This is a genomic window from Pseudomonas sp. NPDC087803, assembly GCF_044742995.1.
Lineage (GTDB): Bacteria > Pseudomonadota > Gammaproteobacteria > Pseudomonadales > Pseudomonadaceae > Aquipseudomonas.
The window spans coordinates 21400-45756 of record NZ_JBIUVO010000006.1; the positions used below are offsets into that span (position 1 = coordinate 21400).

Annotated in this window: 15 protein-coding genes; 11 read left to right on the forward strand and 4 right to left on the reverse strand. The window is 61.2% G+C overall.

All coding sequences use genetic code 11. The annotated features are described in order from the left end of the window. Positions 1-337 precede the first annotated feature (337 nt). The 6 genes from ACIOUG_RS06780 to ACIOUG_RS06805 all read left to right on the forward strand — a co-directional run bounded on the left by ACIOUG_RS06780 (position 338) and on the right by ACIOUG_RS06805 (position 15007). A complete protein-coding gene (locus ACIOUG_RS06780) occupies positions 338-1783 on the forward strand; it encodes an alanine/glycine:cation symporter family protein (RefSeq protein WP_401063629.1) in 1446 nt (481 codons plus the stop codon). A gap of 170 nt (positions 1784-1953) precedes the next feature. Next, positions 1954-2958, forward strand: coding sequence for an asparaginase (locus ACIOUG_RS06785; protein ID WP_401063632.1), 1005 nt, complete (start codon positions 1954-1956; stop codon positions 2956-2958). A 202-nt stretch (positions 2959-3160) separates the two neighbouring features. Then, the gene (locus ACIOUG_RS06790; protein WP_401063634.1) at positions 3161-4156 is read left to right on the forward strand and encodes an AraC family transcriptional regulator; all 996 of its coding nucleotides are present in this window, start codon (positions 3161-3163) and stop codon (positions 4154-4156) included. A 268-nt stretch (positions 4157-4424) separates the two neighbouring features. Further along, a complete protein-coding gene (locus tag ACIOUG_RS06795; protein WP_401063636.1) occupies positions 4425-5450 on the forward strand; it encodes a histone deacetylase family protein in 1026 nt (341 codons plus the stop codon). 284 nt (positions 5451-5734) lie between these two features. Next, positions 5735-10276, forward strand: coding sequence for a dermonecrotic toxin domain-containing protein (locus ACIOUG_RS06800; protein ID WP_401063639.1), 4542 nt, complete (start codon positions 5735-5737; stop codon positions 10274-10276). A gap of 141 nt (positions 10277-10417) precedes the next feature. After that, on the forward strand, positions 10418-15007 hold the full coding sequence (locus tag ACIOUG_RS06805; RefSeq protein ID WP_401063641.1) for a dermonecrotic toxin domain-containing protein: 4590 nt from the start codon (positions 10418-10420) through the stop codon (positions 15005-15007). Positions 15008-15022: 15 nt separating this feature from the next. On the opposite strand, the gene ACIOUG_RS06810 is transcribed toward ACIOUG_RS06805, so the two are convergent. Beyond that, positions 15023-16576, reverse strand: coding sequence for a PLP-dependent aminotransferase family protein (locus ACIOUG_RS06810; protein ID WP_401063644.1), 1554 nt, complete (start codon positions 16574-16576; stop codon positions 15023-15025). Between the two features lie 92 nt (positions 16577-16668). Here ACIOUG_RS06810 and ACIOUG_RS06815 point away from each other — a divergent pair, with 92 nt between their 5' ends. Genes ACIOUG_RS06815 through ACIOUG_RS06825 form a run of 3 tightly spaced genes read left to right on the forward strand, consistent with a single transcriptional unit; the run spans position 16669 to position 18433 of the window. Further along, on the forward strand, positions 16669-17292 hold the full coding sequence (locus ACIOUG_RS06815) for an FMN-binding negative transcriptional regulator (RefSeq protein WP_401063646.1): 624 nt from the start codon (positions 16669-16671) through the stop codon (positions 17290-17292). Between the two features lie 10 nt (positions 17293-17302). Then, complete coding sequence (locus tag ACIOUG_RS06820; protein ID WP_401063649.1) at positions 17303-17749, forward strand: GNAT family N-acetyltransferase; 447 nt, start codon at positions 17303-17305, stop codon at positions 17747-17749. Between the two features lie 12 nt (positions 17750-17761). Further along, positions 17762-18433 carry a GNAT family N-acetyltransferase gene (locus ACIOUG_RS06825; RefSeq protein WP_401063652.1) on the forward strand — a complete coding sequence of 224 codons (672 nt, stop codon included), beginning with the start codon at positions 17762-17764 and terminating at the stop codon, positions 18431-18433. A 99-nt stretch (positions 18434-18532) separates the two neighbouring features. On the opposite strand, the gene ACIOUG_RS06830 is transcribed toward ACIOUG_RS06825, so the two are convergent. Further along, positions 18533-19432 carry a homocysteine S-methyltransferase family protein gene (locus ACIOUG_RS06830; RefSeq protein ID WP_401063655.1) on the reverse strand — a complete coding sequence of 300 codons (900 nt, stop codon included), beginning with the start codon at positions 19430-19432 and terminating at the stop codon, positions 18533-18535. A gap of 109 nt (positions 19433-19541) precedes the next feature. On the opposite strand from ACIOUG_RS06830, the gene ACIOUG_RS06835 reads away from it, so the two are divergent. Both ACIOUG_RS06835 and ACIOUG_RS06840 read left to right on the forward strand, forming a co-directional pair. Then, on the forward strand, positions 19542-20363 hold the full coding sequence (locus tag ACIOUG_RS06835) for an ABC transporter substrate-binding protein (RefSeq protein WP_401063657.1): 822 nt from the start codon (positions 19542-19544) through the stop codon (positions 20361-20363). Further along, a complete protein-coding gene (locus ACIOUG_RS06840; protein ID WP_401063659.1) occupies positions 20360-21196 on the forward strand; it encodes an amino acid ABC transporter permease in 837 nt (278 codons plus the stop codon). Before ACIOUG_RS06835 ends, ACIOUG_RS06840 begins: the two co-directional genes overlap by 4 nt. 91 nt (positions 21197-21287) lie before the next feature. Here the strand turns inward: ACIOUG_RS06840 and ACIOUG_RS06845 are convergent, their stop codons facing one another. Then, positions 21288-22370: a BsuBI/PstI family type II restriction endonuclease gene (locus tag ACIOUG_RS06845; RefSeq protein ID WP_401063661.1), complete on the reverse strand. Its 1083-nt coding sequence runs from the start codon at positions 22368-22370 to the stop codon at positions 21288-21290. A gap of 10 nt (positions 22371-22380) precedes the next feature. Further along, positions 22381-24174, reverse strand: a complete 1794-nt coding sequence (locus tag ACIOUG_RS06850; RefSeq protein WP_401063664.1) for a class I SAM-dependent DNA methyltransferase — start codon at positions 24172-24174, stop codon at positions 22381-22383. Positions 24175-24357 lie beyond the last annotated feature (183 nt).

A 24357-nucleotide genomic window follows, 5' to 3' on the forward strand; every position in this document is an offset into this window, starting at 1 on the left:
GATCGCAGCCTTCGGCAGCTCCTACATGAATGACGTGCACCTGTAGGAGCTGCCGAAGGCTGCGATCTTTTGATCTTGCAGCACCCTCGTTTCGTCGCTTGCACCACTACCGTGCAGACGGGCGCGTCACTGATCGGTATAGTGCCGCCCCTCTTCGCGTGAGCGGTCGTCGGTAACGAGGCCATAACCCATGCGAAACCCGAACTAATAACAAACCCGCGAAATGGATCCGGGACGAAAACTTCGCCTCACCTGTTGTGCCGCGCGCAAACCGGTGTAACGCGATGTTTCTGAACATCCAGTATTTGCTTACACAAAAAACAGCGAGGAAAAATCCATGCTCGAAGTCATCAACGACTTCCTCTCAGGGAAAGTACTGATCGTGCTCATTGTCGGGCTCGGTAGCTACTTCACGATTCGCTCGCGTTTCGTTCAATTGCGGCACTTCTTCCACATGTTCGCGGTGTTCCGCGACAGCCTCAAAAGCAGCGGCGGCCAACTCAGCTCGTTCCAGGCCCTGATGCTCAGCCTCGCCGGCCGTGTCGGTGCAGGCAACATCGCCGGTGTCGGCATCGCCGTGACCCTCGGTGGGCCGGGTGCGGTGTTCTGGATGTGGGTGACCGCACTGGTCGGCATGTCCAGCAGCTTCTTCGAGTGCACCCTGGCGCAGGTCTACAAGCGCGCCGAAGGTGACGGTCTGTACCGTGGCGGTCCTGCCTACTACATCCAGCACGGCCTGAAACTCAAAGGCATGGCGGTGGTGTTCTCGATCCTGCTGCTGGTCACCTACGGCTTCGCCTTCATCGGCCTGCAGTCCTACACCGTGACCCACTCGCTGCAAAACGCCTTCGCCTTCGACCCAAGCCACACCGGGATCGTCCTGGCAGTGCTGCTGGCCATCACCTTCATCGGCGGCATCAAGCGCATCGCCGCAGTGTCCGACCTGCTGGTACCGGTCAAGACCCTGGCCTACATCGGCGTGACCCTGTATGTGATCGGCACCCAGATCGAACACGTGCCAGCCATGCTGGAAACCATCTTCAAGAGCGCCTTCGGTCTCGACCCGGCCTTCGGCGGCCTGCTCGGCAGCGCCATCGTCATGGGCGTGAAGCGTGGCGTGTTCGCCAACGAAGCGGGCCTGGGCAGTGCGCCGAACGTCGCCGCCGTGGCCTCGGTGAAACACCCGGGCGCTCAGGGCGTGGTTCAGGCTTTCAGCGTGTTCCTCGACACCTTCGTGATCTGCACCTGCACCGCGCTGCTGATCCTGTTGTCGGGCTTCTACACCCCGGGCTTCGAAGGTGACGGCATCGTCCTGACCCAGAACTCGCTGGCCGCCGTGGTCGGTGACTGGGGCCGCATCTTCGTCAGCGTCGCGCTGTCGCTGTTCGTCTTCACCTGCATCCTCTACAACTACTACCTGGGCGAGAACAGCCTGCAGTTCCTCAGCCGCAACCGCGTGCTGCTGATGGTTTTTCGCGGTCTGGTCCTGGCGCTGGTGGTATGGGGTTCGATGCAGGACCTGTCAACCGTGTTCGCCTTCGCCGACATCACCATGACCTGCCTGGCCTTCGTCAACCTGATGGCCCTGGCCATGCTGTTCAAGGTCGGCATGCGCGTGATGCGCGACTACGACGAGCAGCGCCGCGCCGGCATCAAGCAACCGGTGTTCGACTCCAGCAAATTTGCCGATCTGGACCTGGACCTGAAGGCCTGGCCGGCCGAGGCGCCAGCCGCCGGCAAGACCGAAGTCGAGCCGCAAGGCATCCCTGCAGCGCAACGCTGACAGGTGAATGACGGGCGCACCCCCTGCGCCCGTCAGTTATTGTGATGCAATACCTGTAGGAGTGAGCCTGCTCGCGATAGCTGTCTTTCAGCCAACATTAATGTTGAATGATGAACCGCTATCGCGAGCAGGCTCACTCCTACAATGTCATCTCTTGCGGAGACCCTCAGATGATTGCCAATACCTTCCCCGCCGCCCAACACGTCATGGTGCTCTACACCGGTGGCACCATCGGCATGCAGGCCAGCGCCAACGGCCTGGCCCCGGCCTCCGGTTTCGAAGCACGGATGCGCGACTATCTGCACAGCCAGCCTGAACTGGTGGTGCCGCAGTGGCGCTTCCAGGAAATGGCGCCGCTGATCGACAGCGCCAACATGACCCCGGCCTACTGGCAGCAACTGCGCGAAGCGGTGGTCGATGCGGTGGACGTGCAAGGCTGCGACAGCGTGCTGATCCTGCACGGCACCGACACCCTGGCCTACAGCGCTGCGGCGATGAGCTTCCAGTTGCTCGGCCTGAATGCCCGCGTGTGTTTCACCGGCTCGATGCTCCCAGCCGGCGTCACCGACAGCGATGCCTGGGAAAACCTCGGCGGCGCGCTGGTTGCCTTGGGCCAGGGTCTGGCGCCGGGCGTGCACCTGTACTTCCATGGCGAGCTGCTGGCGCCGACCCGTTGTGCGAAAGTGCGCAGCTTCGGTCGCCATCCGTTCAAGCGCCTGGAGCGTCAGGGCGGCGGGATGAAAGCGCCGTCGATTCCGGCCGCACTGAACTACAACCAGCCGAAACACCTGGCCAAGGTTGCCGTGCTGCCACTGTTCCCCGGCATCGGCGCCGAGGTGGTTGATGGCCTGCTGGCCAGCGGTATCAAAGGTCTGGTGCTGGAGTGCTACGGCAGCGGCACCGGGCCGAGCGACAATCCCGAATTCCTCGCCAGCCTCGGTCGCGCGCGGGACAACGGTGTGGTGGTGGTCGCGGTCACGCAGTGCCATGAAGGCGGGGTCGAGCTGGATGTGTACGAAGCCGGCAGCCGTTTGCGCGGCGCTGGCGTGTTGTCCGGCGGCGGCATGACCCGTGAAGCGGCGTTCGGCAAATTGCAGGCGTTGCTGGGTGCCGGTCTGGAATCGGCTGAAGTGCGCCGACTGATCGAACTCGACCTGTGTGGCGAACTGATCTGACACCACCCGCCCCCTTGCAGGAGTGAGCCTTTGTGGCGAGGGAGCTTGCTCCCGCTCGAGTGCGCAGCAGTCGCAGTGTTTTGGCGCCGCTGCGCGCCCCAGCGGGAGCAAGCTCCCTCGCCACAACAGCCCTCACACAGTTTGATCTTCACCCGGCATATAACTTGCTGCGCTTCAGCCATCCCCAAGGCTGGAAGATCCCATGCTCCACTCCCACCTCACCACGCTCAACGCCGTCTCGCTGATCCTCAACACGTTCAAGACCGAGGGCCTGTCCAGCGACGCCCTGCTGGCTGGCAGCGGCATCAGTGCGGCGGATCTGGCCCGTGCCGACACGCGCATCACCACCAATCAGGAAATGCAGGTCTGCGCCAACGCCGTCGCGCTCAAGCATGACATCGGCCTCGAACTGGGCCGGCGCATGCACGTCTCCTGCTACGGCATCCTCGGTTACGCGCTGCTGACCTGTGCCACCTTCGGTGACGCTTTGCGTCTGGCGATCCGCTATCCGGCGCTGCTGGGAACACTTTTCGAACTGAGCCTGGAAGATGATGGCGAGCGGGTCTGGTTCGTCGCCGCCGATTACCGCGAGAGTCCGTCGATGGCGGTGTTCAACGCGGAATTCTGCCTGGTGTCATTGAAGGTCATCTGCGACGACCTGCTCGGGCATGCGCTGCCGTTGCTGGCGACACGCTTTGAACATGCCGCGCCGGATTATCGCGACAGCTACGGCGAGCACTTCAACAGCCCGCTGCATTTCGCCGCCAAGGACAACGCCTTCGCCTTCGACCGGCGCTGGCTCGATCAACCGTTGCCATTGGCCGACAGCATCACCCACCAGGCCATGGCCGAACGCTGTCGCAAGCAGAACCTTGAATTCACCGGGCGCCAGGCGTGGCTGGGGCGGATTCGCCAGTTACTCAGTGCGCAACTCAATGCCGCACCGGGCCTGGAAGGGCTGGCCCAACAGATGAAGTGCTCGCCGCGCACCTTGCGCCGACACCTCAAGGACATGGGCAGCAGCTATCAGGAATTGCTCGATGAGCTGCGCTTCGAGCGCGCCAAACAGATGCTGTGTGAGGATCAGTTGCCGATCTATCGGATTGCCGAAACGCTGGGCTTCAGCGAGACCGCGAGTTTCCGTCATGCGTTCGTGCGCTGGAGCGGCGTGGCGCCGAGCCAGTTTCGCCCGCACTGATGTTCCAATGTGGGAGCGGGCTTGCTCGCGAATGCGCAGTGTCAGTCGCGATCAATTTATCTGACATATCGTATTCGCGAGCAAGCCCGCTCCCACCGGGACGCATTTCATGCCTGAATCGAAGCAAGGCTGTACTGAAAAGAGGGGCGAATTGCGGTCAGAGTTTTTGGCCATTTCCATCCCCTTTTGGCCTTTCCTGCCGTTCTCCGATTCGCCGCGCGCCGCAACACTGGGCACAACCGAATCAGCCCCCTGCGGAGAACAACAAATGCTGACGATCTACTCGGACGATCACCACCTGCACCACGGCCGCTGCGAACTCATCGACGGCCAGCTCAAGCCGTGCTTCGAGATGCCGTCGCGCGCCGACCACGTGCTGCAACGGGTCAACCGCCAGAACCTCGGCCCGGTGGAGGCACCGAAAGATTTCGGCCTCGAGCCGATCGCGCGCGTCCACAGCCGCGACTACCTCGACTTCTTCAAAGGCGCGTGGGATCGCTGGACCGAATTCAACACCGACGGCGACCTGCTGCCGTACACCTGGCCGGCGCGCACCCTGCGGCAGATCAAACCGACCAGCCTGCACGGCCAGCTCGGTTACTACAGCTTCGACGGCGGCGCGCCGATCACCGCCGGCACCTGGCAGGCAGCGTACAGCGCAGCACAGGTGGCCCTCACCGCCCAGGCCGAAATCCAGCGCGGTGCACGCAGTGCCTTCGCCCTGTGCCGGCCACCGGGACACCACGCCGCCAGCGACTTGATGGGCGGTTATTGCTACCTCAACAACGCCGCCATCGCCGCCCAGGCATTCCTCGACGCCGGCCACAAGAAGGTTGCGATTCTCGACGTCGACTATCACCACGGCAACGGCACCCAGTCGATTTTCTATGAGCGCAGCGACGTGCTGTTCACCTCGATCCACGGCCATCCGGAAGCCGAGTTTCCGTTCTTCCTCGGCTACGAAGATGAACGCGGCGAAGGTGCCGGTGCAGGCTTCAACTTCAACTATCCGCTGCCGGCCGGCTCCGGCTGGGACACCTGGAGCGCGGCGCTGGAACAGGCCTGCAACGAGATCGACAGCTACGGCGCCGACATCATCGTCGTGTCGCTGGGCGTCGACACCTTCAAGGACGATCCGATCTCGCAGTTCAAGCTCGACAGTCCGGATTACCTGGCCATGGGCAAACGCATCGCCGCCCTCGGCAAACCGACCCTGTTCGTCATGGAAGGTGGCTACGCCGTCGAGGAAATCGGCATCAACGCGGTGAACGTGCTGGAAGGTTTTGCACAATGAACTGACTCAAGCACTGCATGGCGCCAGCCCTGTGCGCGGCGCTGCTCAGCGTCGGCACCCACGCCGAAGAACCAACCGCTGCCGCGGGATGCCGAACACGCCCGGGCCTGGACCAAGATCAAGTCCGGCACCTGAGCCGACGCTGAATACAAGACCCGCACCGGTGCGGGTCTTTTTTTGCCGGCGATATCTATGTACCACCCGACGTCCTGACCAGCATCCTACCTTCGCCCTTGTCCGGCACTGCACATCGCAGGCCGCCAACGTCAGACAAGGATTTGGTCATGCCCGAAAGCACCGCCCCCAGCGCTGTCGATGTACTCATCCAATTGGTCAGCGGTCCCTCACTCACTGAAGTCGCCTCGGGGGCCCTGCGCCCCGCTCTCGCCGGAATGGACCCGCCGCTGACCATCGACCCGGCATTGGCGCTGATCGCCACCCCGACCTGGCTGGTCGATGACCACGGGATCGAGGTCGGGCCTTACCAGATCGAATCGCTGACCGATGCGCTGGTCCGCCTGAGCCTGTCGGGTGCAGCGGTCACCTTCATCGGCGGCGAACACTTTCTGACCCAGGAATCGGGTCTCCAGCTACCCGTGAAGATCGAGGCCATCGGCGCCCTGCTCAACGAACTCGCCCCGCTGTTGTTCAAAGCCTATCAGGAGCAACAGGTCGACTACTGGAACGATGTCGTCAGCCCCTCGGTACCGCGTTGGCATCAGCTCTCGCAGGCGTTGCAGCAGTTATGGAACGTCAGCGACGACAACGACTGGGACACCGATCAACGGGCCATGGCGCGTGCTTTGTTCAAGCAGCCGGACAAACGCCTGCGCGCCGTCACTGACGAATTTCAGATCCGCGCCTGCCTGATTGATCTGGACCTGGATGAAACATCCACCCGCCGCCACCTCAATATTCTCGACACGGTCGTGCTGGTTGGAACCGTCGGCACGCGCACCCTGCTCATCACCCACTCGATACCCCGAGGTTTCCAGCGCTTCGACAGCTTTGCCGAACTGCAGCAATCACTGAACTGGCCCGTGGAAGGCGGCATTGGCGACATCCACGTGAAATGGCGGCTGTTCGAACCGCAGGGCAATTTTTTCGATCACCAGGCCTGCGCGCTGATTGCACTGGAAGCCCAGGCGATTGGCGACATCGACTTTTTCCAGCGCTCCGGCCGTGGGATATCGAGCTCGCCTGGCGATGACGGCCGTACCGCCCAACAACCCTTGCCCGCCGTCGCACGCGCCGAGCATTCGTTACCTTCATGGCTCGCCAGCGCTGCGCCCGCCGACCAGGCTCGCTACAGCCGCCATCTGCTGGATCTGGTCGCCGTGCAGCAACAAAACGCCGGAAAAACCTTCCAGACCGAAGTTCCGGGCATTCAGGCATTCACCCTGGAAAAGTTGAATGACGCCATTCATCAAGCACCGGCCAGGGACTTCGCATTGCAGGAGGTGGAACTCACCGACACCAGTGTCGTGGTCTGGGGCACTTTCGTGGCACCGGGGCATGAACAGACCCTGACCCTGTCACTGGTTGAACTGGCGTTGCAGAATCTGACAGGCCTGCCGTTGGGCAACCTCACCGTGCGCTACCGCGATGGCGTCACCGCCGTTCCACCCTGGATGACCCCGTCTTATCTGAAAAGCCTGGTGACCACAGTGGACATCGGCCAGGCCTACCCCAAGTTGCTGAAAAACCGCCTGATCACCGACTCGACCCAGGCCGCGCGCCTGCGCCAGCTCTACAGCCGCCAGTTACCGATCGAACTGCCGCTGCTGGCGTTGCAACACAAGATCCGCGGTGAAGCCGGCGTGGATGAACTGGGTTATCGCTACGTGGCCGCCGCGCTGGCGACCGAGCCGTCGGATCGCCGGGTCGACGGACAGGACATCGTGATTCGCCCGCTCGCCTTCGTCCTCGGCAGCAACAGCGACGAGGTGCTCAATATGTTCGTGATCGGCCCGCGCGCGACGGACACCGGCCCGTGCCTGCTGTATCGCCCGCTGCTCGACGCACCGCTGCTGCAGTACCCGTCGACCGCCAATCTGCTGTACGCCATCAAGCATTCGCGAGCTTTGCGCCAGTCGGTGCTGGCCTGGCTGCCGGACAGTGTGCGCTTCAACTATTCCCAGTATGTGTTCCCCGGGGCGCTGCCTTCGGTGTGGACGATCCCGCAGCTGTTGATCGACCCGTCGGCGGCGCCCGAACCGGACGCCAATGTGACCCTCGGCACCCGCGTACTGACCGGCGACCTGCTGGCGACCCTGTTCCAGCGTAACGCCGAGGCGCTGATCACCCAGGCCGATCGCAGCAGCACTTCGAATGCCGAAGCGCGTTGGGCCAGCCTCAAGCAGGGCGGCTGGGCGCTGTTCAATGCGGCGCTGCCGTTTCTGGGACGCGGCGTCGGCACCGCTGCGTGGATTTGGCAAATCCTCGATGACCTGCAAAACCTCGCCGACACCGAGGAACAACAGCAGACGCTGGACTGGACAGCACTGACTGACCTGCTGCTGTCGCTGGGCATGGTCCTCGCCCATCGCGCCGCCACACGCAAACCGGTATCGCACAAGGCCGTCGAAATCACCCCGGAAAAGAGCCGCCCGATCAGCAGCCCCACCACCCGCCCGCTGATCCGTGTCACCCGCCTGCCGGACATCGACGGTGCGCAACTGCCGGAAGACCATCAGCTGTCATTGCATGTATTCGGCGCCTTGCACCCTGCGGCCCCGGACCTGGGCACCTTCCTCGACAGCCTGAAAGTCAGTCGCCCCGAAGCGTTGGCCGAACCGGCCAGCGAAGGCCCGCATCGCCATCTGCGCAGTGCCGGACAACAATGGTACGCCGAGGTGGGTAGCCGCTGGTTCGAGGTCACACTCAACGACAACGATGACGTGCAGATCATCGACAGCCGTCAGCAACCGCCCCGCAGCGGTCCCCTGCTGGTCGGCAATGCCCGCGGTGAATGGTTCATCGACCTGCGCCTGCGCCTGCGCGCCGGTGGCCTGAAGAGCCGGCGCAAGCAGCTGCAGCAGGCGAACGCGGAAAAATTGCGCCAGAAAAAACAGGCCATTCGTGACTTCGACGCGAGCCTTGAGGGTCAGCGCAGTCAATTGGTCACCGTGCGCCGCGCCATGCTTGAGGCCACGCCGCAGACTGCCGAAGCCGCGCGCCAGCAGTTTCTCGAGACCCTCGAGAGCCAGATGCAGGACTACAGTGCGCACATTGACAACCTCAAGGAGCTGAACATCCTTGAAGCGATACCCAACTACCGCACCGCGATGGTCGACCGCATCTCCCTGCAACTGTTTCTGATGCAGTCGTGGATCGACGAAACCTACCCGGTGTTCCGCCAGAGCCTGGCAGCCACCCTGGGATTACTCGATGAAACCGCCGACGCAGCGGCCAGCGATCGCAACGATCCCTTCGAGAAAATGGCCGAACTGACCAAGGGCATCATTGATAAAATCGAGTTCGCCCACGAGCGCTTCGCCGAGCTGAGCCTGCTGGGCAAAGAGGCCGTGGAGATCAGCCGCCAGTACAAGGCGCGGCTGCCGCAGTTCTCCCTCAACGACCTGAAGCTGCTGCAGATTACCCTGGGACAGGAGCTGTGCCTCACGGCCGAGCCGGGCGAGTTTCGCGCGCAAGCCCGTGTCGATCTGGAACGCCTGATCGAAGATGCCTCGCTGAATATTCAGAGCACACTGGACCTGAGCGCCGAAGAGAGCCTGGAACAGCTCGGCGAACGTATCGACGCGCTGAACAACCTGGTGGAGCAGTTCGACGTCATCGAACAGCGCTTCACCGACCTCGTCACCGAGTATCCGCAGGAGCTGATGGCCGAACGCCTGGAGCCGATCAAAAAACGCGTGGGCGGATTCCAGCAGGACGCCGTACAGCAACTGTCCAACCTGCTGCGCGAACAACGCCTGGTGGAACCGGTAGCCGGCCCCTCGAAATCGCCGGCAACCCCGGTGCGCAAAATCATCAAGACCCGCTACAAGGGCACGCTGGTCGGCCAGCCCCGGCGCAGTGCCGACGGCAAGGACGGCGATCTGGTCGATGTGCGCGCCCCGCTGACTGGCCGGGTGATCGCCACGTTCCACGAAAAGACGCCGGGCAACTGGGTCGAGCGAGTGCCGGCCAGACCGGTGACATCGCCTCGCCCGAGTCCCGATCTGGCGAAAAGCCTGCAGGCCGGGCAAACCCTGATCGACGGCTTGCCGGTGTTTCGCCAGCGGACCCAGGCGCACATTGATCGGGCACAGCGCAATCCGACGGAGATCGAGGAAATCTACTTTCTGCACGCCACGCGATTGCGCGAGGCCATGGAAAAAGTCGATCAGGCACTGGTCGCCGGCAATCACACCGAGAGCCGCACGGTCTCTGCGGCGGCGCTGCGCCAGCAACTCGAGACCGAGGCCAAGGCGCTGTATGCCACAGGGCGCAGCGCCCGAATCAGCCTGACCAAACAACAAGCGCCCACCGCCGCGCGCGTCGAATGGCTGCTCGGCAAGGGCGAAGCAAGCATCGGCAAAGCCACCGAGCGCCGGCGCCTCAAAGGGCCGCGCAAGGACTACCTGCTGGAATACCCGATTCTCGACCGGCCGACCGGCCGAGTCCTGTGGTACGCGCACTTTCACTACGCCGCCCCGACGGACCCGCTGACTGCCTTCACCGCCGCACACCTGAAAACCGTTGCGCAACGGCACTTGGGCGGCGCCTACGTCGAACGCGACAACCGCAGCAATCAGGAGCTGATCGCCATCCACCGCAGCAGCATCAGCCATACGCAAGCCGCTGCAATGTTCTTCGCCTGACCGGCATCCAGACCCGCGAGCGCCGCGCGCGGGTCTGGAGGCGGCCCATACATATCTACCACCAGAGACGGTGAGGGCCTCGCTACTGTCGGTTGCACGCGGCAGCTGCCGCGCCATTCCCCTCCTACCGGTGCAGATTTCATGAGTGACACAACCCGAACCAATGTTGCCCCCCAACTGCAGAACAAAAGTCGCCTGATCGCGCAGACCAGCGGCGGACCGGTTCTCCACGACGCCGCCGCACAGCTGTTGCGCATCCGCCTGAAGCAGCATCTTGCGCAGCTGCCGATCGACCCGGACACAACCATGCTGATCACCCCGCTCTGGCAAACGCAGGGAGATCGCCTGGAGAGCCACAGCAGCCGCTTCGAGTCGCTGACCCATGCGCTGGCGCGGCAGGCGTTCACCCAGGACAGCGCCAATTACATCGAAGGCGAGCATTTCCTCACCCTGTCTCCGGCAGATGCCGAGCCGGTGCACCTGCCGGTCGGCATGGACGCGATCACCACACTGCTCAACGAAACGGCCCCGGCGCTGTTCCTCGGTTTCGCCGAAAGCCAGTTGCACTACTGGAATGAAACCGTCGACCGCCAGCCGCGCTGGCAACAGCTGTCCGACAACCTGAAAAATGCCCTGAACGTACACACCGCCAACGGCTGGACGGCTGATGAGTGCAGCCTCGCCCGACATGTTGCCCAACACCCGGACAAGGCGCTGCGCGCGAAAGACAGCGGCGGTCTGACCAACCTGCGCGCGCGCCTGGTTGACCTCGATCTGGTCTTCGACATGGCGGAGAGCAGCCGGACCCGGCACCTGATGCTGGCCGGCGCGCTGGTGCTGACCGCGACAGCCGGCAATCGTGAGCTGATCGCGCTCTACACCATCGAAGATGGCTACGAGTCATTCGATTCAATGGCGCAACTGGGCGCCACATTGCCTGAGCGCATCGACATGGACTTGAGCGGACGAGGGTTGAAGTGGCGGTTGTATGAACCCGACGGCAATATTTTCGATGCCATGGTCCAGGCGCTGGTGGGTTGTCAGCTCGATGCGATCGAATCGCTGGATCCCGCCAGCCGTTCGCCACTGGCCCGGTTCGGCGCACGCCAGCCCTATGGCGAGGTCATCGAGTCCCAGGACAACGCGCACTTCGAACAACTGGAACAGGCGATCCCCGAATGGCTCAAGAACGCATCGCTTGAAGATATTCAGCGCTACAGCAGAGACCTGAGCGCCTTGGGCAGCCTGCGCGGCGGCACCGGCAGCGACGCGTTCGATATCACGGACGTCCCGCTGATCCTCGACTATGCCGAGCAGCAGATGCGCGACGCCATCCTCGCCGAGCAGCCTCTTGAACAGGTTTCACCCCTGCGCCTGGATGACCTGCGGATCACCCTCACTGACAGCTTCGAGGCCGGCGGATTCGTTCTGCCCGATCCGCACAGCATCCGCGAGTTGAGCCTCGGCGAATTTGCCCTGCGCAACACGCCTGCCTACCTCACGACCATCGCCTACGCCGATGGTACGTCCGCGCCTGACTGGCTGACCGTGAAGCGGCTGCAACGCATCGCCAGCGACGTCGACATCGGCAAACACTACCCGCAGTTGATCAAGCGCACCCTGATTGATGACCCGGTTCAAGCCCGGCGCCACAAGACCCGCTACTGCCGCCAGTTGCCAGGGTTGCTGTCGATCCTGGCGCTGGAGTGCAAGCTCAAGCGTCAGGGGGATGTCGACGAGCAGGGTTATCGCCTGGTTCGCCAGTTGCTCGATTCGATCACCGCGCAGACGCCGGTCGCGCAGAGGCCGGTGCAGATCCGCCCGTTGGCGTTCGTCCCGCGCTTTCGCCTGGGCAATACGCCCGACACCGTGACGAACATGTACGTCATCGGCCCACGGGACGGCAGCAGCGGTCCGTGTCTGCTGTATCGACCGCTGCTCGAACAACCGCTGCGCCAGTTCCCCTCCGCGCAGAACCTGCTGTATGCGTTTTACCAGCCCGGCGAACTGCAGGATTCGGTTCTGGCCTGGCTGCCGACCCGCGCACTCAGCTTCGAGTATGCACAGTACGTGTTTTCCAGCGGCCTGCCCTCGCCATGGACCGTGACCGAACTGGCCTTCGAGCCGTTCATTCACCTCGACCTGACCCCCGCCGTCGACCTCGCCAATACTCCCTTGAATGGCGATGTCTTCGCCACCCTGTTTGCCAGCCACAGTCAGGCGATGGCTGACCTTGCCGATCGCCAGTCGACCTCCAACGCCGAGCGCCGCTGGAACTTGCTGGTGGACAGCGGCTGGGCGATGTTCGGCGTTGCCGCCAACTTCCTCAGCGGCCCGACGGGAGCGGCCATCTGGGTCTGGCAAACCATCAGCCAGATTCAGCAGGCGCTGGATGCCCATGAACAAGGCGCAACCTCGGTTGAATGGTCATCGGTCGGCGACGTGCTGCTGGCGCTGAGTATCCTGCTGGTGCAGAAGTCAGCGATCCGGCGGATCCAGCCCTCCGGCCCGCGCAGCGAAAACACTGCGGGATACCGCCTGCGATCCGACCGATTGCCAACGATCGCGCTGCCCCACGAGAGCGCACCCAGCGTCGTTCACGACCCCGTGGAACTGACCTCCGTTGATCGCGCGCCACAGCCATCGCTACTGGTATCCACCCCGCTCACGCGCAACACGCAGGCCTCGTTCCTGCTGACGATCGAGCGCTTGAAAGTGCCGAGGCCGGCCCTTGCCGCCACCGCTCAGGCCAACGCTCGTCACCTCTACGAGTTTGCAGGAAAGCTGTACGCCCAGGTCGGCGAACGCTGGTTTCAGGTTCGCGCCGAGGCGGACGAGCCGGTGCAGATCCTCGACCCGGAGCATCCGGCGCGCCCCGGCCTGTGCATCCAGCTCGACCCCAAGACCCTGCGCTGGCACTGGGATTTGCGCCTGCGCCTGCGCGGCGGTGGTCCCACGGGGCGTATCGAAGCGCTACGCCGCAAGCGGGCGGCGCGCAAGGATGAAGCCTGGGCGGCACTGCATCGTTTTATCGAGCAGGAGACCACGCTCAAGGCCGGTCTCGACCAGGCCTTGTCGCCACTGGACACCGGCGACCAGAACACGCCATTGTCGGAAGAGGCGATCAGCACCTACATCGCCAAGGCCGACGAATTGTCCACCGCTTACCGTCAGGCTCTGGCGCAGCTGGAGAGTTGGCGCGAGGCGGGCGGGGCCGGGGCGTTTTATCAAGCACAACTGATGCGCATGACCGTCGAACAGCACCGCTTCCTCAGCGGCTGGATGCGCATGAAGTTGCGCGAGTACGCGCACATTGTCGCGCCGCAGATCAACCCGCTGGACCCGGCGCTGGCCCGTTCGCGGCCGGTGCAGATGCAAACCGCGCGCAAGGCCATCGCCGTGAGCGACGAAATGGTCGAGCGTCTCGAATATCTGCACAGCTCGCTGAACACCCTGCAAAACCACACCGGCAGCACGCGCAAGGTGGCCGCCGATCTCAAACGGCTGATGCCTTCGTTCACCCGTCGCGACCTGCACGCCAATGAAATCGGCATGTCCATCGAACTGTCGATGCTGGAGGCACCGGACAGCGTGCTGGAACCATTACGGGAGCTGATCGGACCGATTTTCGAGAACGCGGCGGACGCTGGCCATCAACTGGTCGAGCGGCGTCACCCGCGTAAGCTGAACGTCGAGCAAATGAGCAGCGTGGTCGACCGGCTGGCCGATGCACAGCGCCGCCTGGAGGATGTGTTTGCCGGTTCGTCGGCACAGCTGGAGCCGGTTCGTTTCCAGCGCATTCAGTATCTGGTCAGCGATTTTCACCAGATCGCGCGCGAGCACTTGCTCAAGCTCTTGCCGGAACCGCAAGAGTTGCCGGCGACCGTCACCGCCAGAGCCGAACCCACGCCCTCCACTTCACGCGCCACGGGCAAGGTCAACAAGTCTCGGCCACGGATCATCGAAACCCCGAGAACCGCGTCCACCGAAACAACCACGGCGCCGGCACGGGAGGAACTGCCGCTGATCCGCACCATCGCCAGACAACCGGTAGCGACCCCGAACCTCAGCGATGAGGAAATGGTCAGCGGCGCCATGCAGATGCTCGAGGAACTGGAGCCGCTGATCCGGCGCTTGCGCACCGATGCCCAGCGCCCGTCGCGCATTCCCGCCGACATGCAGGATCTCTTCGACCAGCAGGCCACCCGCCTCGATCAGCGCGCGACGGATATCGACGCGATCCTCGCCCGGCGCCGCGCCGAACTGCCGGTGGGAAGTCTCGCTACCGAGCTGCGCGAGGCCGCGGCGCGCTCGCGTCGTGAAGGCATCAGCGTCTACGCCAGCATGCTCACCGGGCGCAGACCCCGGGAGATTTATCTGCAATGGTTGCATCAACACGGTCTGGTACAGATCGTCAAAAACGACCACGGGCGGATCCGCACCACTCAGCGCAAGGACTACTTTCAGGAGTACCAGATTCTCGACAAGCGTCGCCAGAACAAACCCTTGTGGGTCGCCCATTTCCACTACGACTCACTGACCGATCCGAGCGACCGCTTTACTGCCGCGCACCTGAAAATCGCCGATGGTTATCTGCAGGATTTGCCGACTAAAACCCGGCTGGAGCTGGAGCGATTCGATGCGGTGGACAACGCGCTGCGCCGGATCGTCAGCCCGGCCATCAGGGATCTGTTTATCCACCCCCGCCAGCAAGACCCGGCCGCAGGCTGAAAAGCGCCGACGCGATCAGTCGCACCAGACCCTGTGCAGCCGTGCCAGAGCCGCTTGAATGTCGGCCTCCGGCACGGCGGCGAAACCCAGCACCAGACCCGCGCGCCGCTCCATCGGGGTGCGCGAGTCCGGCAACCAATAGCTGCTCAGGCCATTGATCTCGACGCCGACGCTCTCGGCCTGGGCAATCAGTTCGCGCTCACGGGCAATACTGTCCACGGCGACCGTCAGGTGCAAACCGGCGGCCACCGCAGGCAACCCGCCGACGCCTTCGATGGACTCCGGCCAGTGCGCCAGCAGGCAGTTGCGCCGACTCAGGGCGGCGCGGCGCATGCGCCGGATATGCCGTTGAAAATGTCCGGCGGCCATGAATTCGGCCATCACCGCCTGAGTGCTGACTTCCGAATGCCGCACGTCCACCGCCCGGCGTCGGGCGAAGGCCTGCACCAACCCCTGTGGCAACACCAGATAACCCAGACGCAGCGCCGGAAAGGCGACTTTGCCGAAGGTGCCGACGTAGAGCACCCGACCCTGACGGTCCAGTGCCGCCAACGGTGCCAGCGGTGCCCCGCTGTAACGGTACTCGCCGTCGTAATCGTCCTCGATGATCCAGCCCTGGCTGCGTTCGGCCCAGGCCAGCAGTTCAAGCCGACGGGCGAGGCTCATGACCACGCCGGTCGGATACTGGTGGGAAGGTGTGACATAGGCCAGGCGGCAGTCGGTAATCTGCGTCAGGGCGGCGCAGTCGATTCCCTCCTCATCCACTGGCACGCCGTGCAACCGTGCCCCGGCTACGGCAAACGCATGACCGGCTGCGCGGTAGCCCGGATTCTCGATGCCCACCGCAGCGCCCGGCTCCACCAGCAGCTGTGCACAAAGGCTGATGCCCTGCTGCGCGCCACTGGTGATCACTATTTGCTCAGCCGTGCATTGCAGGCCGCGTGAGCTGCGCAAATACGCGGCGATCAATCCGCGCAGACGCTGATCCCCGGCCGGATCGCCGTAACACAGTTGCTGCAGATCGGGTTTGCGCCAGAAAGCCGCGTTGAGCTTGGCCCAGACCTCGAACGGGAACAGATCAAAGGCCGGAACACCGACCCGAAATGCCTTCGGCGGGCCACTCGGCGGTAACGATAAATGGTTGTTTTCCAGACGCTGCACAGCACCGCTGTGGATAACTTCACTGGATGAAACCACAGGTAAATCCAGCCAATTTGTGGATAAGGCTGTGGGTAAGCCTGTTGAAAACCCTGTGGATACTTTTGTGGATAGTTTTTCCGTGGGTAGCGCGCTTTGCGGCAATCGGGCGACATACGTGCCATCCCCGACCCGGCCTTCGATGAAGCCTTCGGCGTACAACTGATCGTAGGCGCGCACCACGCTGTTGCGGGAAATCGCCAATGCCGCCGCCAGATCACGGCTCGCCGGCAGCCGCGTGCCACTGGCCAGACGCCCGTCCAGCACGCGCAGCCGCAGCGCCTGATAGAGCTGGCGGCTCAAACCCTGACGGCGGTCGAGTTCGATACCGGCCGGATTGAACGGCATGGACAGCGTGGGCGATTCGGGCATGACAATGGACCTATGAAATTGGTCATCAATGGCTCTTACAACAGACCAATAGCCTGCCTAGGATGCAGGCATTCGCCAAGGAAAATCTGTCCATGTACACGCCCCGCGCCTTTGCCATCGACGAACTGTCGCAACTGCACGAACTGATCCTCGCCACCCGCCTCGCGATTCTGGTGAGCCACGGTGAAAACGGCCTGCAAGCCAGCCACGTGCCGGTGCTGCTGCACCGCGAACAGGGTCCGAACGGCACGCTGTACGGGCACTTGGCCAAAGCCAATCCGCAATGGAAAGACCTGCGCGACGGCGCTGAAGCGATGCTGATATTTGCCGGTCCCGACGCCTACGTCAGCCCGGGGTTTTACCCGAGCAAGGCCGAGCACGGCAAAGTCGTGCCGACCTGGAACTACGTCGCCGTGCACGCCTACGGTCACGCCGAGACCTTCAGCGACGGCGGGCGCCTGCTCGACATCGTCAGCACGCTGACTGATCGCCATGAAGCCGGTCGCGCGCAACCGTGGAAGGTCGACGATGCGCCGGCCGACTATATCGACGGCATGCTCAAGGCCATCGTCGGTTTTGCCATTCCCATCGACCGTCTCGAAGGCAAGCGCAAGCTCAGCCAGAACCGCAGCGCCGAAGACATCGCCGGCGTGCGCGAAGGCCTGGCTGCCAGCCCCGACATCAATGACCAGACCCTCGCCCACTTGATGCGTTAAGGAAATCAGCATGAGTCAGATCGACATCCGCCCTGTCACCGCCGGCGACCACGCCGCCTGGCTACCTTTGTGGCAAGCCTATCTGAGCTTCTACAAAGGCGAACTGCCCGACGCCGTGACGCACAGCACCTGGCAGCGTTTCCTCGACCCGAGCGAACCGACCCACGCCGCCCTCGCCTGGGCCGATGGCAAGGCAGTGGGCATGGTGCATTTCATCTACCACCGCTCGAACTGGAGCATCGAAAACTCCTGCTACCTGCAGGATCTGCTGGTGGCGCCGGAAACCCGTGGCACCGGCGTCGGTCGCTTGCTGATCGAACACGTCTACGCCACCGCCAAGGCCGACGGTTGCTGCAAAGTGCATTGGCTGACTCACGAAACCAACGCCACCGCGATCCAGCTCTACGAGCGCATCGCCGAGCGCCCAGGATTCATCCAGTTTCGCAAAGCCATTTAAGGAGCCGCGTACATGACCACTTCACTTGCCGACTGGAAAGGCGTCCCCGCCCCCACCGCGACCTTGCTCGAAGGCCGTTTCATCCGCCTGGAACGCCTCGACCCGGCGCGCCATGGCGACGAGCTGTTCAACGCCCTTGAAGGCCCCGGCGCCGATCCGAAGCTCTGGGATTACTTGCCTTATGGGCCGTTTCCCGAGCGCAGCGTTTTCAATGATTGGCTGAACAGCCATGCGGCCAGCAGCGATCCGTATTTCTTCAGCGTCATCGACCGCGCTACAGGCCAGGTACAGGGCATCCTCAGCCTGATGTCAATTGTCCCGGCGCAGGGTCGCATCGAGATCGGCCACGTCACCTTCGGCGCGCCGATGCAACGTTCGCCGAAGAGCACCGAAGCGGTTTACCTGCTGGCCAAATATGCCTTCGAACTGGGCTACCGGCGCCTGGAATGGAAGTGCAACAACGACAACGCCCGCTCCAAATACGCCGCCGAACGCCTGGGCTTCAGCTTCGAAGGTGTGTTCCGCCAGCACATGGTGGTCAAGGGACAGAACCGCGATACCGCGTGGTACTCGATTCTGGATTCGGAGTGGCCGGCGATTGCGGCAGGGTTCGAGCAGTGGTTGAGCGATGCCAACCAGACGCCGAGCGGGCAGGTGAAAGGTTTGGTCGAGTGCCGTAGTTAAATCGTCAACGCAAAAGATCGCAGCCTTCGGCAGCTCCTACAGGGTGAACGTCAATCCAATGTAGGAGCTGCCGCAGGCTGCGATCTTTTGATCTGTTGTTTACCCTAACTTCTGCGCCAGAACCGCAATGTGTTCCGGCCCGATCCCACAGCAACCGCCCAAATGGCTGGCGCCCCGCTGCTGCCAATCCTGCGCCCAGTGCAGATACCCCGGCGGATCCAGATCGTCGCGCAACGGATCGAGGCCGTCGTTGGCCGTCGCCTCTTTCGGTTGCGGCGGAAACGCGTTGGCATACGCGCCGATGTGAATCTGCACGCCCAGACGCTCGAAGGTATCGCGCGCCGCGTCAATCGCCGCGCCGATCACTTCCGGCTGGCTGCAGTTGAACAGCAGCGTCTCGACGCCCAACTCGGCCGCCACCGCCGCTGCCTCAGCCACCGGCTCACCGGAACGCAGGCGCGGCACCTCGTCGGTGTCTTCGTCCTTCAGGGTAAACGACAGCCAGAACGGCTTGCCGTCCTGCGGCAGACCGGCGCGGATGGAGCGCGCCTCGATAATCGAACTCTGGGTCTCCGCCAGCCACAGGTCGACATGCGGTGCCAGGCCGGTCACCAGTGGCGTCAGCAATTCGTTCACCCGCGCCGTTTCGAACAGATCCGGGCGATAGGAACCGAACAGCGGCGGCAACGAACCGGCCACGCGCACCGCTTTGCCCGACGCCTGCACTGCACGCTTCGCCAGCTCTCCGGCCAACGCCGCGAGTGCCTGAGCTTCAGCAGCAAACCGCGCCTCGCCAATATGAAACGGCACGACCGCATAACTGTTGCTGGTGATCACATTGGCGCCGCTGGCGATGTAAGCGGCGTGCACCGCTTCGACCGCTTGCGGCGCTTCGATCAAGGCCAGCGCCGACCACTCGGGCTGCCGAAACGGTGCCCCGGCGCGTTGCAACTCACGGCCCATGCCGCCATCGAGAATTACCGTGCTTGCTGTGCCCATATGCTTTTCGCTCATATGCTTATGAAAATAACTCACTACCAGAGTGTTTCTTATAACTATTTAATACGCACCATCCGGTTAATAACAACCCCTTTTTCAGGTGTCGATTGTGAAACTTCAACCGTTACTGGCCCTGGGCCTGACGATTCTGGCCGTGTCCACTCATGCCTTCGGCGGCGCCACACTCGATCGCGTCGAACAGAAAAAACAACTGGTCGGCGTGCTGATGGAAAGCTACCCACCCTTCTCGTTTCTCAATGACCAGAACCAGCTCGACGGCTTCGACGTGGACGTCGCCAAAGCCGTCGCGGACAAGCTGGGGGTCAAGCTGCGCCTCGAAACGCCGTCCTGGGACGTCATTGCTGCCGGGCGCTGGAGCGGGCGCTATGACATCTGCATCTGCTCCATGACCCCGAGCAAGGCCCGCGCCGAGGTGTTCGATTTCCCGGTCGAGTATTACGCCTCGCCGGCCGTGATCGTGGTCAACGCCAAGGACGATCGCATCCACGGCGCCAACGACCTGAGCGGCAAGAAAGTCGGCCTGACCAGCGCCTCCAGCTACGAAAGTTATCTGAACAAGAATCTGGTCATCGAAGGCGCCGAAGACACGCACCTGGAATACCCGTTCGAAGATGTGCAGATCGCGCCGTACGATACCGACAACGTCGCCTTCCAGGACCTGGGCCTGGGCGCCGGTGTGCGCCTGGACGCCATCCTCACCAACCTGGTGACCGCGCAGCCGCGCCTGAATCAGGACCAGCGCTTCAAACTGGCCGGCGCGCCGCTGTACTCGGAACCGAACTCGGTGGCCATCGAAAAGGGTGATGCCGAGTGGGACGCCAAAGTGCGCGAGGTGTTCGCGCAACTCAAACAGGACGGCACGCTGAGCAAGCTGTCGCAGAAATGGATCGGCGCCGATATCAGCCAATGACTGCCTTCCCGACACCTCCACAGCCGCCGCAACCGGTGACTGAATCGCGCCTGCAACGGCTGTTTGGTTTCCGCACGCGCCTGTACCTGACATGGGCGGCGATGTTCAGCCTGTTCGCCGGGTTTTTCCTGAGCTTCGATTTGAAGCTCTCGATCATCCTCGACAAGCTGCCGAATCTGCTCGGCGTGCACTTGGCGCCCAACGGCTTTCTGCAGGGTGCGGCACTGACCCTGTTTCTCTGCGCCTGCGCAATCGTGGCTTCGTCCTTGCTGGGCTTCGTCACCGCCCTCGCGCGCCTGTCGAAAAGCGCCGTGGCGTTCGGGATCGCCAGTTTCTACACCTCGTTCTTTCGCGGCACGCCGCTGCTGATCCAGATCCTGCTGATCTACCTCGGCCTGCCGCAACTCGGTGTCGTACCCGGCGCAGTGGTGGCAGGGATCATTGCCCTGTCACTCAACTATGGCGCCTACCTCAGCGAGATTTTCCGCGCCGGCATCCTCGGCGTGCCCTACGGCCAACGCGAAGCTTCGCTGGCGCTGGGCATGCGCGAGAGCGTGATCTTCTGGCGCATCACCCTGCCCCAGGCGATGCGTACGATCATCCCGCCCGCCACCAACCAATTCATCTCGATGCTCAAGGACTCGTCACTGATCTCGGTGATGGGCGTCTGGGAAGTGATGTTTCTGGCGCAGTCCTACGGACGCTCGAGCTACCGCTACATCGAGATGCTGACCACGGCGGCGATCATTTACTGGCTGATGTCGATCGGCCTGGAACTGATCCAGGCGCGCATGGAGCGGCATTACGGAAAAGCGTATTTGCAAAATCGATAAGTTATCGGCAGATAAAGTATTTACCCACAAATGAAACGGGGAGTCGTACTCCCCAAAATCAAGCACTTGTTCAATGTAAAAATTTTCTAAATTATTTAGATTGCGCCGCTAGGACATTAAGCTTTGATAGCCGGCTCACACCACTTTGTAGCAACACGAGATTTTCCGGTTCAGACATAAACCATGCAAAGGATCCCCACGCCAAACCGGTTACAGTCTTCTTGAATCCGGCCGCCTCCCTATCCGCATAAGCGGTTAAAAAAGCCACTTGTGATCTACAAAAGCCGCCTTTATCAGTAATCGCGTACAAAGCCTCCTGCCTACGAGGGGTAATCGCACCATCAGTTGCTACGACCTCAACAAAGACTATAAATGGCTCGACAGGCCCAAGATCCACCAAAATCAAGTCAGGAAGGTTTTTGTGAGCCTCAATATCGAGCCCAATTGCTAGAGCAAGCTTAAGATCGGGATGGGCGACCTTATTTCCTGACTCACTTAGCCAGATGACGCCTGGACTTTCTAAAAACTTGACTGCAAAAACCTCAACAACTGCTTTTGAAATATCTGAGCTAGGCCCTGAAACGAGCCGACGGGTATCGCCATTAGGGAAGTGAACCAAAGTTCCTTCTTTCCCCGCTGTACCTGCCCGCATTAGCGATACACGTGCTCTTGCACTACGTGAGAGATTTTTTTCCTGCCAAGAAACGATAGCGACGTCTAAATCATCGTCCGAAAGATCAGGATCGAAAAGAGCCGCAAGGTCAGACTTCAGCGCGTAACGAGGCGCACCTGAAGTTGTAGGTACATCTGCTCGCTCGAGTACAGCGCCTACAACGAGTAAACCTTCTCTTAACGTTTCGTCTCGAATAGGTTCTCGGGTGTTGTCTGCATACCAGCGATTACCTGGGACCAGAAAAGATTTTTTGCGTAAATTCACGCGGTAATCCAAACGAGAGGCCTCACAGCAGTCTTGCGCTTGCATATCGGTCATTCGATAAACATGTACGGGACCAAGCCAGACATCCGCCCCTTCGACTGCGCCGATGTATAGCATTGCGAATATAGTGCTCGCAGCAAGCTCACGCGTACAATAAGAACGATTAGGCGTTCCCTCTGGAAAAATCAGAGACAGCCTTTCAGATATCAACGCACGCGAAACATAAGGTGGTAGCACTATTTCTTCCTTAGAAAAGTTTTGAACAGGCTATTTCGATGCACTCCTTCGAACCTCCGACCTCAACCAGCTTCGTTAATTCTTTCAAGGCTTTCGGCGCGGGTAATGGCAACGACTCCAACTCATAAGCAGAAACTGCAACGGAACCGCTAACACAGCGGAATGCCCGATCAGCCGCACCACTGTTAAGAAATGCTGCGAGCACTGCCGAACTAACTGCGGGAGAGTCACTGAGAGGTCTAACCATATTGATGTGGTTCTCAATCACCACGCCACCATGTTGCTGTAAAAACTCAATGGGTAAAGCCGTCGCAATTAAACGACGGTTTTGCTCTTTAGCAGTCGTACGCTGCAAGATCACACAAGGTTTATTAGTAACCAACCATTGATCCGATGATTTGAGCTCGAAATACGGAGCATGGTTCTTCTTTTCCGCTCTGAAAATAAACTTTCCATCAGCAGTAATTGCTTCTGCCCAGATAAGCGGTAGCCGATTCCTACCTGGTTGATATGCCAGTTGTGATTTGTGTCGGTTCCAGACCAATGGTCCGGTACTAACTCCATAACCCCAGTCAGCAAGTCGGCTAGGCATTTCAACTAGCTTCTGGACAAGTGCTGTTTGGCTAAAGTTTCTCGGAAGCAGCCATGGCAGCGTGAGATCCTCCGGAAGCGTAATCGAACCCGTTTCTTGTGCTACGACCACACCTTCAGACGCTGTAATTTCAGACACAACTATCGGAGCGGCTTTGCCGCCTCTGCGATAGGTAGTGAGCGCCATTTCCTGAAGAACATCATCAAAAACGCCTTTGCGGGCTGCTACAAAATCAATAGAGATCGGAGGTGCCTCTCGGCCAATCAATGAGCGAAGATTTTTGAAGTAGCCTCCTGCCAGAAAAGAGGTCGGGGTGACATAAGCAATAAGGCCGCCGGGTTTGGTTTGACGAATTGCAAAATCAGTGAATAGTCCATAGAGATTGGCATGCCCATACAACGAACGCTTATATAGACCTCGGGTCTCGGAATCTAGTTTGGCTCTTCCATATGGAGGATTGCCAATGACCAAATCGAATTCGTCTTTTGCAGGGCTGTTCCGCAATGAATCACAAACGGTGACCATTACAGGCAGCCGAAGGCCCGACGAATTACTAATCGGTAATAGCACCGCATCCAACGTGACTTGACTAAGCCAAGCGCCAAATGGGTCTATCTCGAAGCCATGCAGGCGATTACCGATGCTTTGTAGCAGCAACCTAGGACTGCAGTGAGACAGCTCCTGCACTATTCTTTGCGCGATCGGTGCTAGGAACGCGCCACCACCGCAGGCGGGGTCCAATACGCGACACTTAGCCCAATCAACATTTGCCGATGTGGCCTGATCAATGAGCCGAGCAGTCAGAGCTGGCGGGGTATAGAAAATCCCGTACTCACCGCGATGCTCAATGGGGAGCATGCTGGTATAGGTCAGGCCAATTTGATACGCAGCCGTTTCAGCATCGAATTTAGATGCTGCCAAGCCAATCTGCTCCGCCAATAGGCTGGCTGAGTTTGTGAGCATCGAAGTCTCAAATATGGCGATAGGAGTACGAAGGTCTTGAGGAGCTACCGCGTTCTCGTTGAGTCCACGCCACCAAGCTTCAATAAGCCGAACGCCAAAAGATCTTGCCAAGACAAGCTGATCATCTGCGGGGAGAGTAGTAGCCATTGTCCGAGCCATCGCTCTAGCCGCCGCCAATGACTGGGCAGGAGCCTCCAACACAAACGGATTTTCCGACTCAGCAAATTTGATTTGCGCCTCTTTTGCCATACATCCCCCCATTGCGGGTCGCGATTCTACCTTGCTTTAAAGGTCTAGGCGTCCCGCCTATCGCTGTTACGCGATGTTGCGTGAAAAAAAGATAATCAACAATTGGCAAATGATCAGCTAAAAATTTGAGCGACAGTCAAAAACCAAAAATAAGCTGTATGAATATACAGCTTTATCATTTTC

Coding starts and splice junctions, on each gene's coding strand:
- ACIOUG_RS06780 (WP_401063629.1), top strand. CDS start 338: ATGCTCGAAGTCATCAACGACTTCCTCTCAGGGAAAGTACTGATCGTG.
- ACIOUG_RS06785 (WP_401063632.1), top strand. CDS start 1,954: ATGATTGCCAATACCTTCCCCGCCGCCCAACACGTCATGGTGCTCTAC.
- ACIOUG_RS06790 (WP_401063634.1), top strand. CDS start 3,161: ATGCTCCACTCCCACCTCACCACGCTCAACGCCGTCTCGCTGATCCTC.
- ACIOUG_RS06795 (WP_401063636.1), top strand. CDS start 4,425: ATGCTGACGATCTACTCGGACGATCACCACCTGCACCACGGCCGCTGC.
- ACIOUG_RS06800 (WP_401063639.1), top strand. CDS start 5,735: ATGCCCGAAAGCACCGCCCCCAGCGCTGTCGATGTACTCATCCAATTG.
- ACIOUG_RS06805 (WP_401063641.1), top strand. CDS start 10,418: ATGAGTGACACAACCCGAACCAATGTTGCCCCCCAACTGCAGAACAAA.
- ACIOUG_RS06810 (WP_401063644.1), bottom strand. CDS start 16,576: ATGCCCGAATCGCCCACGCTGTCCATGCCGTTCAATCCGGCCGGTATC.
- ACIOUG_RS06815 (WP_401063646.1), top strand. CDS start 16,669: ATGTACACGCCCCGCGCCTTTGCCATCGACGAACTGTCGCAACTGCAC.
- ACIOUG_RS06820 (WP_401063649.1), top strand. CDS start 17,303: ATGAGTCAGATCGACATCCGCCCTGTCACCGCCGGCGACCACGCCGCC.
- ACIOUG_RS06825 (WP_401063652.1), top strand. CDS start 17,762: ATGACCACTTCACTTGCCGACTGGAAAGGCGTCCCCGCCCCCACCGCG.
- ACIOUG_RS06830 (WP_401063655.1), bottom strand. CDS start 19,432: ATGGGCACAGCAAGCACGGTAATTCTCGATGGCGGCATGGGCCGTGAG.
- ACIOUG_RS06840 (WP_401063659.1), top strand. CDS start 20,360: ATGACTGCCTTCCCGACACCTCCACAGCCGCCGCAACCGGTGACTGAA.
- ACIOUG_RS06850 (WP_401063664.1), bottom strand. CDS start 24,174: ATGGCAAAAGAGGCGCAAATCAAATTTGCTGAGTCGGAAAATCCGTTT.